We start from the raw sequence: 15,499 nt of genomic DNA, 5'->3' as shown, positions 1-15,499 counted from the left end.
CCCCACGCTAGACCGTCTACCCTTGAGGGCGTGCGACTAGGTGTATTGGACGTGGGCAGCAACACTGTCCACATGGTGGCGGTCGATGCCCGCAACGGTGGTCACCCGACCCCGATGAGCGACTGGAAGACGAGCCTGCGACTCGTCGAGCTCATCGACGGTGACGGCGCGATCGATGACAAAGGCATCCGACGCCTGACGAAGGCCGTTGCCGAGGCAGCGGACCTGGCGGGAACTCTCGGGTGCCGGGAGATCATGCCTATCGCGACCTCCGCGGTGCGTTCGGCCACGAACTCGGCGGAGGTCCTGGCCGCCGTGGAGCGTGAGACCGGCGTCCGACTGGAGGTCCTCTCCGGGGAGGACGAGGCCCGACTCACCTTCCTCGCCGCCCGCCGCTGGTACGGCTGGTCCGCCGGGCGCATCACCAACCTCGACATCGGCGGGGGTTCCCTGGAGCTGTCGACTGGTTCCGACGAGACCCCCGACGTGGCGATCTCACTCGACCTCGGCGCGGGCCGCTTGACCCACCACTGGTTCGACACCGATCCGCCGGAGCGCAAGAAGGTCAATCTCCTGCGCGACTACATCGACGCTGAACTGGTTGAACCCGCCCGCCAGATGCGCGCCTACGGTGCTGCCGGGCTCACGGTGGGCACCTCGAAGACCTTCCGCACCCTCGCCCGCCTCACCGGCGCAGCTCCGAGCGCCGAAGGCCCCTACACCAAGCGCACCCTGACCGCCCCGGGTCTGCGCCAGCTCATCGCGTTCATCTCCCGCATGACCGCGGCCGACCGCGCCGAGCTGGAGGGCATCAGCTCCGACCGTTCGCACCAGATCGTCGCCGGTGCCCTCGTGGCTGAGGCCAGCATGCGTGCACTCGGCCTGGAGATGATCGAGATCTGTCCGTGGGCACTGCGTGAGGGTGTCATCCTCCGGCGCATCGACAAGGGGCTCACCGAGAACCCCCAGGAAAGGAAGTGACATGAGCGACAAACAGTTGACCGTCGCGGAGTTGCTCGCGCGTGCCGGCAGGGAGAAGGAGGGGGAGGAGACCCCCCGTCGCCGTCGCCGCAGCCTGGAGGAAGGCGGGATCTCTGTCGCGGAATTGACCGGCTCCATCCCGGCCGTCAAGGAGAAGCCCGTCGAGTCGAAGCACTCCTCGGTCCCTATCGACGGTCCGGAGCCGGAATCGCGACCGGAACCGGAGACCGGGGAGGAAGAGGCCGCACCTGAGCCGGAGGAGTCGACGCCGGCCACCGACCAGACGGTCGTGCTAGGCAAGGTCGAGACAGAGCTCCCGGAACCGGAACCGGAGCCCGAGTCCGCTCCGGAGCAGACCGGTGTGATCGACCTTGTCGACGCCCCCGAGGAGCCGGAGGAGCCGGAGGGGCTGGAGGACGTCGATAAGCAGCTGGCCGGGGAGGAGACATCCGGGGTCGAGGAGAAGACCTCGCTCACCGGGGTGATCCTCATGACGGCTATCGGTGTGGTGCTCGGCGTCGTGATCTTCAAGGGCTTCGAGGTACTGTGGGAAAGCTTCTCCCGGCCGGTCGTGGCCATCCTGGCTCTCCTTGTCACCGTCGGCCTGGTGGGCGTGGTCAAGGCGCTGCGCACCACCAATGATGCCCTGTCAATGGTCCTCGCCGGTTTCGTCGGTCTGTTGATGACCTTCGGCCCCCTGGCCATCGTCATGCTCTGAGCCTGTGTTGTGGCACCCTGGGGTGCATGACAAAAATTGTGGTAATCGGAGGCGGGAAGATCGGCGAGGCGCTGATCTCCGGTCTCGTCAACGCGGGCACTGACCCCCAGTCAATCACCGTGACCAACCGCCGCCCCGAGCGCGGCCGGGAGTTCCGGGAACGCTACGGGGTGCGTGACCTCACCGACAACAGGCAGGCCACGGAGGACGCTGACGTGGTGTTCCTCTGCGTGAAGCCCTACCTGATCCTCGACGTCCTCGCGGAGATCAACGCGGCCGTGGAGGAGAACGACACCGCCACCGTGCTGGTTTCCATGGCTGCCGGTGTGACCCTGGGTGCCATGGAGGAGGCCGTCGTCGCCGGCACCCCCGTCGTGCGGGTGATGCCGAACACGCCGATGCTCGTCGGACGCGGCATGAACGCCCTTGCCGCGGGTCGCTTCGTCACCCCGGAACAGCTCGACGACGTCACCGGACTGCTTTCCGCGGTGGGGGAGGTACTGCCCGTCGCGGAATCTGACATGGACGCTGTCACGGCTCTCGCGGGTTCCTCGCCGGCCTATTTCTTCCTCGTCGCCGAGGCGCTCATCGATGCCGGCGTCTCCCTGGGCCTGAACCGTCAGGTCGCCGAGAAACTCGTCACCACCTCCGCCGCGGGGGCGGGCATCATGCTCTCCGAGTCCGGCCAGGACCCCACGACCCTGCGCACGAACGTGTCCTCCCCGGCGGGCACCACCGTTGCCGCGTTGCGCGAACTCGAGGAATCCGGCCTGCGGGGTGCCTTCTTCCGGGCGACGGAGGCCTGCGCGAAGCGTTCCGCGGAGCTCGGCAACCCCTGATGTGTGGGTGGCCGGGATAGTGGCTGGAGAAAATACGGCACTTAAGTCGCAACCGTCACACAATTCACGCTAAGCTTGTCCAAGCACGTGCGTGTCCGATCTGCGGGAGGGGAAGCCTGCAGCGCGCCACCTGCTGAAGGGTTGATGAATATGGTTAATGCAGACAAAGGAACTTTTCTGACGGTCGCGGAGGTCGCAGAGATCATGCGGGTCTCCAAGATGACCGTGTACCGGCTGGTTCACGCAGGTGATCTGCCGGCCGTCCGCGTGGGACGTTCGTTCAGGGTCCACGAGAAGGCGGTCAACGACTACCTCGACTCTTCGTACTACGACGCCGGATAAGGCTTCCCTCCTCCTGCGGCGCCGGTCACTTCTTTGTGGGTGGCAGGCGCCGCAGGTCTTTTTGGCCGAGGGCCCGCGCGTCGGTATGATGGATCCCATTCGTGCCGACGGTCCGGACGCGCAGCCAGCGCAGTCGAGAGTGCACCTCGAGGTATGTCGGCAGGTTACGTACGTACTCACTCACTATCTGAGGAGACCCCATGGGTTCAGTCATCAAGAAGCGCCGCAAGCGCATGTCCAAGAAGAAGCACCGCAAGATGCTGCGTCGCACCCGCGTTCAGCGTAGGAAACTGGGCAAGTAGTTTCCCGGTGTGCCGGAGGCCGCCGTCCCACCCCTTCGCGGGGGAGGGACGGCGGCCTCCGGTCTTTTCTGGGTGGGAACCCGACCCGGAGTCTGGACAACCGTCCCCGGAGCCGGGCTTTCCGGCACCCCCAGGGGCCGGTTCCGGGGACGGTTTTCCCGGCCGTGCAACCGTCGCCGGCTACTGCGTCTGCTTCTCCCTGCGGAACACCCGCCAGCTGCCCAGGCTCGCGGCGGCGGTGACCACAGCGGGCAGTCCCCAGGTGCGCACAGCCCGGCGGACGCTGCGGTAGTCCCGGATCGCCCAGCCCCGCTGCTGGGCCTCCTTGCGCAGCTTCTTGTCCGGGTTGATGGCCACCGCGGTGCCGACCATGGACAGCATGGGGATGTCGTTGATGGAATCGGAGTATGCGGTGCAGCGGGCCAGGTCGAGTTGTTCGATGGCGGCGAGAGCCGCAACGGAGTGTTTCTTGCCCGGGCCGTGGAGGATGTCGCCGACGAGGCGTCCGGTGAAATGGCCGTCCTCCACCTCGGCGACGGTACCCAGTGCGCCGGTGAAGCCGAAACGCTCCGCCAGGATCTGGGCCAGCTGCACGGGGGTGGCGGACACGAGCCACACCTGGTGGCCGGCGGCCAGGTGCATGTGGGCCAGCTCCCGGGTGGCGGGCCAGGCCTTGTCGATCATGGAGGAGTCCACGATCTCCTCGCACAGCTCCACCAGTTCGGCGACGCTCTTGCCCTTGATGAACTCCAGCGCCTGGTTACGTCCCTCCGCCACGTCGGCGGCGTTCTCGGAGCCGGTGATGCGGAACTTCAGCTGCTTCCAGGCGATGGGCAGGATCTCGGAGATGCGGAAGTACTTCTTCCGGAAGAGCCCCATTGCGAAGACGATGAGCGAGGACCCCTGGATGAGGGTGTTGTCCACATCGAAGAAGGCGGCCGCGCCGATATCCTGGGGGACGTCGGGGTCGGGTGTGCTGATGTGGATGCCGCCGGCGGCCTCGATGGAGCCGCTGACGGAGTCGACGCCGGAGGAGAAGGCATCCAGCTCGATGCCGAACGTCTCCTGGACAGCGGCGGCAGCCGCGGCTTCACCTGCGGTGCGCTGGGACTCCTCGTCGATGGGCGGGAGGGCGCGGTCCTCGAGGAATCGGCGGAGATTGCCGCGGGTGGTGCTCCAGCTGGCGAGGAATTCCTGGGGGGTGCCCGGGAAGAGGGGGTCGTTGGGGGAGGGGCTCACTGCGCGTTCCGAGCCTTCCTGTGTACGGGGCGGGTGGGGTCGGGCGGTATCGTGTCCATGGTAGGCGTGAGAAGGGTGTTGTGCCCGGCTGAAGGAGACTGGTGGACGATGGCACAGACGGTGGAGTTGATGGTGCGGACGACCTGTGGGTCGTGTGCCCGGGTGGAGCAGCAGATCACCCCCGTCGTGGAGGCGGCCGGGCTGGAGCTGTCGGTGCTCAATGTCGACCACGATCCGGAGCTGGCGATGGAGTTCGGGGACCGGGTTCCGGTGGTCGTCATCGACGACGAGGAGTTCGCGTGCTGGGAGGTGGACAGTGATGAACTGGCTGCTGCCCTCGCCTGAGCTGACGGACCCGATGGGGGTTTCCTGTGGATCGGGGGTATCCTTTTGTATGATCCACCCCGACGGCGCCTGCACGGAGCGTTCTCGGGGACCTGTCCCTGACATGTCCGTGAAGCTGAAAGCGGTGAAGGAAAACGTGAGTGTGCTCGTCGTGGGAATGTCGCACCGGTCGGCGCCGGTGGCGCTGCTCGAACGGCTGAGTATGGACGAATCGGTCCGGCACGACACAACCTCCCAGCTCGTTGAGCGGCCCTCGCTCAGCGAGGCGATGATCGTCTCGACCTGTAACCGGTTGGAGATCTACTCCGTGGCCAACTCCTTCCACGCCGGCGTGGAGGACGTGGTTGAGGTGCTGCACGAGATCTCGGACGTCGACATCGAGACCCTGCGGGGTTACCTCTACGTCCGCTACGCGGATGCGGCGGCCGAACACATGATGGTCGTCGCCTCCGGTCTGGACTCGATGGTGGTCGGTGAACAGCAGATCATCGGCCAGGTACGCACCGCGTACCAGGAGGCCACCGAGAAGGGCACGGTCGGTCCGGCGCTGCACCGTCTGGCGCAGACCGCTCTGCAGACCGGCAAACGCGTCCACTCGGAGACCGATATCGACGACGCCGGTGCGTCGATGGTCTCCGTGGCCGTGGACGAGGCCCTGGAGAACCTCCACATCGAGGATCTCGGGGGTAAGACCGCCCTGGTGCTCGGAGCCGGGGCCATGGCCTCGCTGGCGGCCACCCACCTGGGGCGGTTGGGGGTGGACAAGCTCATCATCGCCAACCGCACCCGCGAGCGTGCAGAGCGGCTGGCGGAGCATGCCCACGAGGCTGGCGTCGCCGCCGAGGTCGTGGACTTCGAGGACCGTGCCTCCGTCCTCTCCCATGTCGATCTGGCGGTTTCGGCCACCGGTGCGGACGAGTTCACCATCACCGCCGCCGACATCCCGGCGGAACGTCCCCGGGACCTCATGCTCATCGACCTGTCGATGCCGCGTGACATCGAGGATGCGGTCGCCGAGCTCGACGGCGTGCACCTGGTCAACATCGAACGCCTCCACCAGACGATCTCCGGCCGCGGGGACAAGGACACCGGCCACCGGGCCGCGCTTGAGATCGTCGCGGAGCAGCTGCGTGAGTACAGCTCTGAGCAGCGCATCCGGGATGTGGTGCCGGCGGTGTCGGCGTTGCGTCGGCATGCGGCGGAACTCGTGGAGGACGAACTGGACCGTCTGCGTGCCCGCGTCCCGGAGGTGGACGGGCCGGATTTCGCGGAGGTCACCCGCACGGTACGCCGGGTGGTGGACAAGCTCCTCCACGAGCCGACGGTGCGCGTGAAGCAGCTCGCCGCCGAGTCCGGTGTCGTCTCCTACGAGTCCGCGCTGCAGGAGCTGTTCGGACTCTCGACGGAGGCCCCGGCCGTGGCCGTCTCCGTCTCTGAACTGCCTGAGGGCAAGCTCACCACCAAATGAATGATGAACCCGAAGGAGATCCGAGGAATTTGAAGACCCTGAAGATCGGCACCCGCCGCTCCAACCTCGCCACCACCCAGTCCGGGCACATGCGTGACGCCCTCATCGCCGCCGGCTACGACGCCGAGCTGCACCTGGTGACCACCGCCGGCGATGTCAACATGGCACCCGTCGAACGCATCGGCGTCGGAGTGTTCACCCAGGCGCTGCGCGAGGCCCTGCATGCCGGGGAATGTGACATCGCGGTCCACTCCTTCAAGGATCTGCCCACTGCCCCGGATGAGCGCTTCCACCTCGTCGTGCCCGTGCGTGCCGACGCCCGCGAGGCCCTCATCGCCCGCGACAGCCTCACCCTGGCGCAGCTGCCGCAGGGGGCCCGGGTGGGTACCTCCGCGCCGCGCCGCATATCCCAGCTCAAGGCCGTGCGCCCGGACCTGGACATCCGCCCGTTGCGCGGCAACATCGAGACCCGCATGGGCTATGTCACCGACGGTGAACTTGATGCCGTCGTGCTGGCCTACGCAGGCCTGTCCCGCGTCGGGCTGGGGGAGCGCGCCACCGAGGTCTTCGGCCCGGACGTGATCCTGCCTGCACCGGCCCAGGGCGCCCTGGCCGTCGAGTGCCGCGCCGACGATGAGGAGGCGCGCGCCGCCGTCGACCTGCTTCTCGACGCCGCCGCCTACACCTGCGCGAACACCGAGCGCATCGTGCTCAACCGTCTCGAGGCCGGCTGTACCGCCCCCGTCGCCTCCCATTCGACGATCGACGCGGACGGCACCATCCACCTCACCGCAGGGGTCTTCGCCCTCGACGGTTCCACCCAGCTGGTCTATGAGGGGTCCGGCACCGATCCGGTGGCCCTCGGTGAGGCTGCCGCGGCTGATCTTCTGGGCCGGGGCGCGGCGGACCTGATCGACCGTTAGCCGCCGGGCGTATACACTCACCAGCACCATGGCTGTTCTGAAGATCAGCGACCGGCAGGTGACGGTCGCCCTCGACTGGTGGGAGAAGCTCGCGGCACGACGTTCGCACTTCACCATCCCGACCCGTGTGATCACGGGTGTCTCCGTCGTCGATGACGCCTGTGGGTTGGCGCACGCCGTGCCCGCTGGGCGACATGCCCCCGGCACCCGCATCCGGGGTCTCACGAACACCGGTACGTTCACCGCGGCTGACGGCACCGGGGCCAGCACCTTCGCGGTGTGCCACGGCAGTGGGCCGGGCATCATCCTCGAGTTGAAGTCCGCCACCGTCAACCGCATCATCATCTCCACCCCCAGGGCGGAGGACTACGCACGCGAGCTGTCCATGCTCGTGGGCTGAGTCCCGAAAAACCGCCGTCGCGGGGCTGGTGCACAGTAGTCCGGGAAACCGGGCTTTTCGTATTCCGGCGTTCCTAATTTAAGGTGTGAATACCACACTGTGTACGCCCCCGAATGATATGGCCCCCCTTTGAAGCCCTCCGACGGGGCGTGCATCCGTGTCATGCCCTGTTGTGAGTAGTCCACACTAGAAAAGATCTGTATGAGCATGGTCCCTCAGACCTCCCAGCCGGGAAAGGTCGTCTTCGTCGGCGCAGGCCCCGGAAACCCCGAGCTGCTGACCGTTCGTGCCCGCGAGGTCCTCGCTGCAACATCCATTGCCGTGACCGACCCGGGCGTGCTCAGTGGTGTGCGCGAGGTGGTGGCTTCGGTGCTGCCCGTCCCGCAGGAGCGTCTCGACGCCGCCGAGGCCGAGTACGAACGCATCTGCGCGGAGGCCAAGGAAGCCGGCGCCCGCCGTCGTCCCCCGCGTCCGCCGGCACCGACCGCCGCTGACATCCGTGAGGTGGTGTCCACCCGGCCCGATGAGATCGTCGCGCAGCTGCGTGACGCCCTCGCCGAGGATGACGGCGACGTCATCCGCCTGGTCACCGGCAACCCCCTGACCCGTGATTCCACCATGGCGGAGATCGCCGCCGTCGCCGCCGCCGGCCTGGAGTTCCAGGTCGTGCCGGGTATGTCCCTGCCCTCGACGGTGCCGTCCTTCGCCGGAATCGGTCTCGGTTCCACCTACACGGAGACCGACGTCACGGACAACAACGTCGACTGGGATCAGCTGGTCAGCGCTCCGCAGCCCCTGGTGCTGCAGGCCACGGCCGATGATCTGTCGACCATCGCCATCGAGCTGTCCGCCCGCGGCATGGTCCCCGGGACCCCGGTCTCCGTCACCGTCAACGGCACCACCCGCCTGCAGCGCACCCACGACGCCACCCTGGGCACCCTGGGTCGGCTGGATGCTGAGCTGCCGGGTCAGCTGGTGGTCACCCTGGGTAAGGGCGTTGACGACCGCACCAAGTATTCCTGGTGGGAGAACCGTCCGCTCTACGGCTGGCGTGTGCTGGTGCCGCGCACCAAGGAGCAGGCCGCCGCGATGAGCGCGCGCCTGTCCGGATACGGTGCCATCCCCCAGTCCGTGCCGACGATCTCCGTCGAGCCGCCGCGCAACCCCGCCCAGATGGAACGCGCCATCAAGGGCATCGTCGAGGGCCGCTACCAGTGGGTTGTGTTCACCTCCGTCAACGCGGTGTCCGCCGTGTGGGAGAAGATCGTCGAATTCGGCCTCGACGCACGTTCCTTCGCCGGTGTCCGCCTGGCCGCCGTGGGCACCAAGACCGCTCAGGCGATCCGGGACCTGGGCATGACCCCCGAACTGCTGCCCGCCGTGACCCGGCAGAACGCCGCCGGCCTGGTGGAGGTCTTCCCCGAGTACGTCGAGGACCTCGATCCGGTGGCACGTGTCCTGCTGCCACGGGCCGACATCGCCACTGATGTGCTGGTCGACGGCCTGCTGGAGAAGGGCTGGGAGGTCGACGACGTCGTCGCCTACCGCACCGTCCGTGCCGCCCCGCCGTCTGCGGAGATCCGCGAGATGATCAAGTCCGGCGGTTTCGACGCCGTCTGCTTCACCTCCTCCTCGACGGTGAAGAACCTCGTCGGCATCGCCGGCAAGCCGCACCCGCGCACCATCATCGCCTGCATCGGCCCCATGACCGAGGCCACCGCCAAGGAGATGGGCCTGCGTGTCGACGTCGTCCCTGAGATCGCCGAGGTCCCCGATCTTGTCGACGCCCTCGCTGACCACGTCGCCGGTCTGCGTGCCGCGGGCCAGCTGCCCCCGCCGCGCAAGAAACGCCGCACCCGCCGCAAGGCGGAGTGACGGGGCGGGTTGTGCTGGGGACGGCCTGAAAACTCACCTGAATTGCCGGCCGGCGAAGCATTTTACCAGCTCAGCTAAAGATATGAGGTGAGCTTTTCAGGGGCCTGAAAAGCTCACCTGAAAATCTCCCGGCGGTGAGCGGTCGGCACTCCCGGACCTGGGAGCCCCGTACCCGTCGCCGGGGGCGGGGCGCCTATGATGGCGGAGAGTAACCGACACCCCCACACCCCGGAAGGACCAGCACCCGCTGTGACTGATCACTCCAACCCGTACGTGCCCGTTCCCATCCGTCGCCCGCGCCGCCTGCGTGCGAACCCGGCGATGCGGGAACTGGTCGCCGAGACGAGCCTGCGCCCCGCGGATCTCATCCTCCCGATGTTCATCGCCGACGGCATCACCGAGGCGCGGGAGATCTCCTCCATGCCGGGCGTGCACCAGCACACCCTGGACTCACTCAAGCGCGCCGCGCACGAGGCCCTGGAGGCCGGTGTGCGCTGCGTCGACCTGTTCGGCGTACCCCGGGACGAGGACAAGGACAACGAGGGCAGCCCCTCCTGCGACCCGGAGGGCGTGCTCAACCGGACGCTGTCCGCGATGCGGGAGGAGTTCGGCGATGACCTGCTGCTCATGGCCGACACCTGCCTCGATGAGTTCACCGACCACGGGCACTGCGGCGTCGTGCGGGAGGATCGCTGGGGACGGGCGGTCGTCGATAATGATGAGACGCTCTTCCTCTACCAGAAGATGGCCGTGGCCCAGGCCGATGCCGGCGCGCACATCATCTCCCCCTCCGGCATGATGGACGGCCAGATCCTGGCCATCCGCGAGGCCCTCGACGAAGCCGGCCACCAGGATGTGTCCATCATGGCCTACTCCGCGAAATACGCCTCCGCCTTCTACGGCCCCTTCCGTGAGGCCGTCGGCTCCTCCCTGGAGGGCGACCGACGCACCTACCAGCAGGACCCCGCCAACCTGCGTGAATCCCTGCTGGAGGCGGAACTCGACGTCGACGAGGGCGCGGACTTCATCATGGTCAAACCCGCAATGCCCTACCTCGACGTCCTGGCTGCGGTCGCCGCGGCCTCCCCGGTGCCGGTCGCCGCGTACCAGGTCTCCGGTGAGTACGCCATGCTCCAGGCCGCGGCCCGCAACGGCTGGCTTGACCTGGAGGGCGTGATGATGGAATCGCTGACCTCGATCAAGCGGGCCGGTGCCAACCAGATCCTCACCTACTTCGCCACCGACGCCGCCCGGGTGCTGACCAGCAACTGATGAGCACACCCACCCCACCTGTCCCGGACACGTCCACCGGAGCCCCGGCCACGGATGAGACGAAGAAGCCTGACGCCGTCCGCCTGCTGCTGCTGTTGTTCGCGGTGGCGGTCGGCGGGGAGATCCTCCACCAGATCCTCAACATCATCATCAGCCTGATGGACCCTTCCGCCCTCATCGCCGCCGCCCGGGAGAGCCTCAGCGCGGAGGAGGCCGAGCAGATCAGTGACGGCCAGATGAGGCTGACCACCCTCGCCTCGGTGCTGCTGGCGGGAGGCCTGGGCCTGGCGGTCATGGGTCTGCTGGCCTTCATGCTCAACCTCATCCATCGCCGCTCGAAACATGCGGGCCTGGCCCGCCGGATGCTGATGGTCTTCGGCTTCTACTTCGGTTTCCGCATCCTGCTGCTGTTCATGGCCAGCCCGGGCGGGAACGACGTGCCCGTGGCAATGTATCTCCTTGACGGCAGCGTGCAGATCATCGTCGGTGTGGCCGCTGTCCTGGGTCTGCTCTTCTCCTTCCGGCCGGAGACGCTGAAGTGGACCCGCGAGATCGATGAATCCGGCACCCGGATCGACCCCCGAGGAAAGTGAGCTGCCGTGCCCAGCATGTTCCCCGGCATGTACACCTCGCCCGACGACCCCAACCGGGCCCCGCGGAGAACAGCCGACGATGACGACGGCACCTGGCCGGGTTCCCTGCGCTGGGGCTACTACCTGAGTGTCGCGGCCGCGGTCGTCATGGTGCTCACCGGTCTGGTGGTGCTCACCCAGGACTGGTCCGGGGACCCGACAGCCGCCGCGGACGTGGTCGATGCGTTCCGGCGCAACCTCCGGTTCATCGGGGTGTTCAACATCGTCGCAGGTCTGGTCATCGCCGCCCTGGCCGCGCAACTGAAGACCGGCGGCAGGATCTCCCGCCGGGTCCTCATCGTGGTCTTCGCCCTCGCGGTGTTCTGCAATATCGCCGCCTTCGCCATCCAGGTCGGAGGGCTGGCGATGGTCATCATCGTCCTGCTGCTGGCTGTCGCCGCGGTCATGATCTTCCGCCCGGACGCCAACCGCTACATCCGGCGGATGAGCAGCCTGGAGGACTAGTCTTCGGTCTATGGACCGAATCGATCAGGTGGCGTCGGCTCTCGACGACGCACGCGCCGCGGCCCGCGCCATAGGCATCGACCTGGACTCCGGGGAACCGCAGATCGACGAGGCCCGGCCGAAGGTCTCCTATGCCTTTGATCTGGATGGACTGCACAGCGCCCCGGACGTCGCCGACATCGAGGCGGCGCTTGAGGCCGTACCCGGTGTCCGGGCCCGCATCGTCTTCCCCGAGGCCACAGCCTGGATCACCGCCCCCGACACCGTCCACCCCGACGAACTCTCCGGGGTCATCGCGCGTTTCGGCGTCCGGGCCGTCCTCACCGACGCCTCTCTCCGACGCCGCGTCATGCGTTCTGACCCGCTGGAGCGCCCCACCCGCCGGGGCCGCCTGCCGTGGAAATACCGTCGCCACTTCGAGGACGAGGAACGCAACCTCGAACGGGCCCGGCGCGCCGGATTCCTCGGGGATCCCGAGGCGCGGCTCCGGCAGGCGGTGAATGCCCAGCCGAAGGATCTGCTGTTCACCGCCCGTGATCTGCTCACCCCTGTCCGTCTTCTGGTGTGTGTGGTGCTGGCGGTTCCGGTGCTGCTCATGTCCTATTTCCCGGTGCTGCAGTTCGGGGGGTGGCAGTGGCTGGCCCTGGTGCTGGCCCTGCCGGTGGTGACGTGGGGCGCCTGGCCCTTCCACCGGGCCATGGCCGGCGGTGTCCGGCGCGGGCTGACCGCCCTCGATGCGGCCAGCTCGGTGGCGGTCCTCGCGGCAACGGTCTGGTCGGTGGCCATGCTGCTGTTCACCCCCGCCGGTGACATCGGCTGGCAGTCCCGGCCCCAGTGGTTCGCCTTTCAGCACCAGCGCATCGACGTCGGGGAGCTCTTCCTGGACGTGGCCTGCGGCATGACGGTGCTGCTGCTCGCGGGTCGGCTGCTGACGATGCGCACCCGCGTCAGCCTTCTCGAGGAGATGGACGCGCTGCGTCCGGAGCCGCACCACCGGGTGGAGGTGATGCCCCGGCAGCGGACCGGCGGGGAGACGGAGTGGCTGCCGCTGCAGGAGGTCAACGTCGGCGACGACATCATCATCAACGCCGGGGAGGTGATCCCGGTGGACGGCACCGTCGTGGGAGGTGCCTGCACCATCAACCGTGGTCTGGTCAACACCGGTGGGCAGGAACGGGCGCAGGTCAGGGTCGGTTCCTACGTCCACGCGGGTTCCCGCAACCTGGACGGGCGTATCAAGGTCCGCGTCGTGCACACCGGCCACCGCACCCGGTTGGCGGCGGTCCACCGCTGGGTCAGTGACGCGAATATCAAGCAGCACCGCTCGACTCTGCTGTCCACCCGGACCGCGGCGATGCTCATCCCCGCGGCACTGGGGCTGGCGGCGCTGGATTTCGTGCTGTGGGCACTCATCGCGGGCAACATCAACGCCGCCTTCGCCACGGCGCTGGCGGTGCTGGCCAGCGTGGCCCCGGTCGCGCTGGCGCTCTCCCCGGCGCTGGCCATCCGCCACGGTATCGAGGCGGCGGTCCGCAACGGCATCCTGATCCGCGACGGGGCGACGATCCGCGGCACCGAGAGGGTCGACACGGTGGTATTCAACCGGATGGGGACCCTCGCTGACCCGGACATGACCGTGGAGACCGTCACCGCCGCCCGCGGCGAGAACCCGGAACTGATCCTGCGCATCGCCGGCGCCCTCGCCCTGGAATCCGACCACCCGGTCTCCCAGGCCCTCGTGCGCGCGGCCCGCGAGGCCCGCGACACCGGTGCCGGCGGGGAGGAGATCCCCCACTGGATCGAGGTCGCCCACGCCGAGGTGGACGCCGAGGGAAATTTCCGCGGCCTCATCGAACTGCCCACGACCACCCCGGACGGCACAGTGACCACCACCCAGATGGAGGCCCTGCTGTGGCGGCCCTTGACCATGTCCGACCTCCGGGGCAGGCTCGCCGCCGCGGTCGTCTCCGGCGGCACCCCGCTCATCGTGCGGTGGAAGGGCCGGGACCGCGGGGTGATCACCCTGCACGATTCCGTCAGGGACGACGCCCAGGAAGCCGTGGAGCAGCTGGGGAACCTGGGCATCGAGACGGTCATGCTCACCCGCGACACCTATCCCGTCGCCCGCCGCTACGCTGACCGCCTGGGTGTCCCGCAGGTGCTGGCAGGTATCGCCCCGGGGAAGAAACCCCAGACCGTCCGCGCGGTGCACACCATGGGCGCCACCGTCGGGATGGTCGGTGATTCCTCCGTGCTGCCGACACTGCGGGTGGCCGATATCGGCATCCTCGTGAGCGACGGCGATGACGTGGGCCAGCTGGCGCTCTCCGGCCATGAGGGGGTCGACATCATCGTCCTGCGCCGTGATGTCTCCGCCATCCCACAGTTGATCGCCCAGTCGCGCCGGGTGTGCCGCATCATCGACCAGAACATCATCTTCGCCTGGGCCTATAATGCCGTCGCGCTGCTCGCCTCTGTTGCGGGTGTCCTGCATCCCATGGCGGCGACGGTGCTCATGCTCGGTTCCTCCCTGCTGATCGAGGCCCGTTCGAATTCCGCGCGTATCTTCCGCCGGTGAAGGTGCCGCACCCGGCGCGTGGTTTCGTCTTCCTACAACTTTTGGACCACAATGGGGTCCATGACTCGTCGTAGTATCCCTGATGCCCCGCTCCTGGCCGCTGCTGCCGGCCGCACCCCCTCCCGCACCCCGGTGTGGTTCATGCGCCAGGCAGGCCGCTCCCTGCCCGAGTACCTCAAGGCCCGTGAGGGCATCTCCATGCTCGACTCCTGTTTCATGCCGGAGCTGCTGGCGGAGATCACCATGCAGCCGGTGCGCCGCCACGATGTCGACGCCGCGATCCTCTTCTCCGATATCGTCGTGCCGCTGCGTGCCGCCGGTGTCGGCGTGGAGATCGTCCCCGGTCGCGGCCCCGTGATGGACAAGGCGCTGAGTACCCGCGCCGACATCGACAAGCTGCCCATCCTCGACGAGGACGTCCCGGAGATCACCCGCGGCATCGAGATCATCCTCGATGAGCTCAAGGACCACCAGGCCCTCATCGGTTTCGTCGGTGCCCCCTTCACCCTGGCCAGCTACCTCGTCGAGGGTGGTCCGAGTAAGAACCACGAGAAGACCAAGGCCCTGATCCACGGTGAGCCGGAGACCTGGCACGCCCTCATGGAGCGCCTCACCCCGACGATCACCCGTTTCCTGCGCCTGCAGATCGACGCCGGTATCGACGCCATGCAGCTCTTCGACTCCTGGGCCGGTTTCCTCACCGAGCGCGACTACCGCGAGCACGTCCTGCCCTACTCCGTGCGCATCCTCGAGGAGATCGCGGGCGAGATCCCACGCATCCACTTCGGCGTGGGCACCGGTGAGCTGCTCGGTGCCATGAGCGAGGCCGGTTCCGAGGTCATGGGTGTGGACTGGCGCGTTCCGCTGGATGTCGCCGCAGAGCGCATCCACGCCGCTTCCGGACCGAAGGTGCTGCAGGGCAACCTGGACCCGGCGATCCTGTTCGCCGGCCGTGACGCGGTGACCTCCGAGGTCGCCCGCATCAAGGCGGAGGCTGCCCGCGCGATTGAGGCGGGCCACGCCACCGGCCACATCTTCAACCTGGGTCACGGCGTCCTGCCGAACACCCGGGCCGAGGCCATCACCGAGGCCGTCGCGATCATCCACGGGGAGGACTGAG

Annotated in this window: 16 protein-coding genes; 15 read left to right on the top strand and 1 reads right to left on the bottom strand. The window is 67.8% G+C overall.

Annotation, left to right across the window (positions count from 1 at the left end):
* The first annotated feature begins 30 nt into the window (after nucleotides 1-30).
* The 5 genes from EAH68_RS05060 (at nucleotide 31) to EAH68_RS05040 (ending at nucleotide 3,182) form a co-directional block, all read left to right on the top strand.
* Nucleotides 31-981, top strand: a complete 951-nt coding sequence (locus EAH68_RS05060; RefSeq protein ID WP_126120235.1) for a Ppx/GppA family phosphatase — start codon at nucleotides 31-33, stop codon at nucleotides 979-981.
* A 1-nt stretch (nucleotide 982) separates the two neighbouring features.
* Nucleotides 983-1,699, top strand: a complete 717-nt coding sequence (locus EAH68_RS05055; RefSeq protein WP_126120234.1) for an Rv0497 family membrane protein — start codon at nucleotides 983-985, stop codon at nucleotides 1,697-1,699.
* 26 nt (nucleotides 1,700-1,725) lie between these two features.
* Entirely contained in the window at nucleotides 1,726-2,538 is an 813-nt protein-coding gene (proC, locus tag EAH68_RS05050) for a pyrroline-5-carboxylate reductase (RefSeq protein WP_126120233.1), read from the top strand.
* A gap of 150 nt (nucleotides 2,539-2,688) precedes the next feature.
* On the top strand, nucleotides 2,689-2,880 hold the full coding sequence (locus tag EAH68_RS05045) for a helix-turn-helix domain-containing protein (protein WP_126120232.1): 192 nt from the start codon (nucleotides 2,689-2,691) through the stop codon (nucleotides 2,878-2,880).
* 200 nt (nucleotides 2,881-3,080) lie between these two features.
* Entirely contained in the window at nucleotides 3,081-3,182 is a 102-nt protein-coding gene (locus EAH68_RS05040) for a 30S ribosomal protein bS22 (RefSeq protein ID WP_003855542.1), read from the top strand.
* Nucleotides 3,183-3,362: 180 nt separating this feature from the next.
* Here EAH68_RS05040 and EAH68_RS05035 read toward each other — a convergent pair whose 3' ends face one another.
* Nucleotides 3,363-4,421, bottom strand: a complete 1,059-nt coding sequence (locus EAH68_RS05035; RefSeq protein WP_126120231.1) for an HAD-IB family hydrolase — start codon at nucleotides 4,419-4,421, stop codon at nucleotides 3,363-3,365.
* Between the two features lie 108 nt (nucleotides 4,422-4,529).
* On the opposite strand from EAH68_RS05035, the gene EAH68_RS05030 reads away from it, so the two are divergent.
* The 10 genes from EAH68_RS05030 to hemE all read left to right on the top strand — a co-directional run bounded on the left by EAH68_RS05030 (nucleotide 4,530) and on the right by hemE (nucleotide 15,498).
* Nucleotides 4,530-4,766, top strand: coding sequence for a glutaredoxin family protein (locus tag EAH68_RS05030; RefSeq protein WP_126120230.1), 237 nt, complete (start codon nucleotides 4,530-4,532; stop codon nucleotides 4,764-4,766).
* Between the two features lie 136 nt (nucleotides 4,767-4,902).
* On the top strand, nucleotides 4,903-6,234 hold the full coding sequence (locus EAH68_RS05025; protein WP_126120229.1) for a glutamyl-tRNA reductase: 1,332 nt from the start codon (nucleotides 4,903-4,905) through the stop codon (nucleotides 6,232-6,234).
* Between the two features lie 29 nt (nucleotides 6,235-6,263).
* Nucleotides 6,264-7,157 carry a hydroxymethylbilane synthase gene (gene hemC / locus EAH68_RS05020; RefSeq protein ID WP_277600455.1) on the top strand — a complete coding sequence of 298 codons (894 nt, stop codon included), beginning with the start codon at nucleotides 6,264-6,266 and terminating at the stop codon, nucleotides 7,155-7,157.
* Between the two features lie 28 nt (nucleotides 7,158-7,185).
* The gene (locus EAH68_RS05015) at nucleotides 7,186-7,557 is read left to right on the top strand and encodes a hypothetical protein (RefSeq protein WP_126120227.1); all 372 of its coding nucleotides are present in this window, start codon (nucleotides 7,186-7,188) and stop codon (nucleotides 7,555-7,557) included.
* A 201-nt stretch (nucleotides 7,558-7,758) separates the two neighbouring features.
* Nucleotides 7,759-9,432: a uroporphyrinogen-III synthase gene (locus EAH68_RS05010; RefSeq protein ID WP_126120226.1), complete on the top strand. Its 1,674-nt coding sequence runs from the start codon at nucleotides 7,759-7,761 to the stop codon at nucleotides 9,430-9,432.
* 249 nt (nucleotides 9,433-9,681) lie between these two features.
* Nucleotides 9,682-10,704: a porphobilinogen synthase gene (gene hemB, locus EAH68_RS05005; RefSeq protein ID WP_439647609.1), complete on the top strand. Its 1,023-nt coding sequence runs from the start codon at nucleotides 9,682-9,684 to the stop codon at nucleotides 10,702-10,704.
* Nucleotides 10,704-11,297 carry a hypothetical protein gene (locus EAH68_RS05000; RefSeq protein WP_126120224.1) on the top strand — a complete coding sequence of 198 codons (594 nt, stop codon included), beginning with the start codon at nucleotides 10,704-10,706 and terminating at the stop codon, nucleotides 11,295-11,297. The genes hemB and EAH68_RS05000 overlap by 1 nt, the downstream gene beginning before the upstream one ends.
* A gap of 6 nt (nucleotides 11,298-11,303) precedes the next feature.
* Nucleotides 11,304-11,801: a hypothetical protein gene (locus tag EAH68_RS04995; RefSeq protein WP_126120223.1), complete on the top strand. Its 498-nt coding sequence runs from the start codon at nucleotides 11,304-11,306 to the stop codon at nucleotides 11,799-11,801.
* A gap of 10 nt (nucleotides 11,802-11,811) precedes the next feature.
* Nucleotides 11,812-14,379, top strand: a complete 2,568-nt coding sequence (locus tag EAH68_RS04990; RefSeq protein ID WP_126120222.1) for a heavy metal translocating P-type ATPase — start codon at nucleotides 11,812-11,814, stop codon at nucleotides 14,377-14,379.
* A gap of 60 nt (nucleotides 14,380-14,439) precedes the next feature.
* Complete coding sequence (hemE, locus tag EAH68_RS04985) at nucleotides 14,440-15,498, top strand: uroporphyrinogen decarboxylase (RefSeq protein WP_439647608.1); 1,059 nt, start codon at nucleotides 14,440-14,442, stop codon at nucleotides 15,496-15,498.
* Nucleotide 15,499: the final 1 nt, after the last annotated feature.

It is taken from the genome of Corynebacterium hylobatis (genome assembly GCF_003955685.1).
GTDB lineage: Bacteria > Actinomycetota > Actinomycetes > Mycobacteriales > Mycobacteriaceae > Corynebacterium > Corynebacterium hylobatis.
Note: the sequence above shows the minus strand (reverse complement) of the source record. Positions and strands in the feature narration are given on the sequence as shown.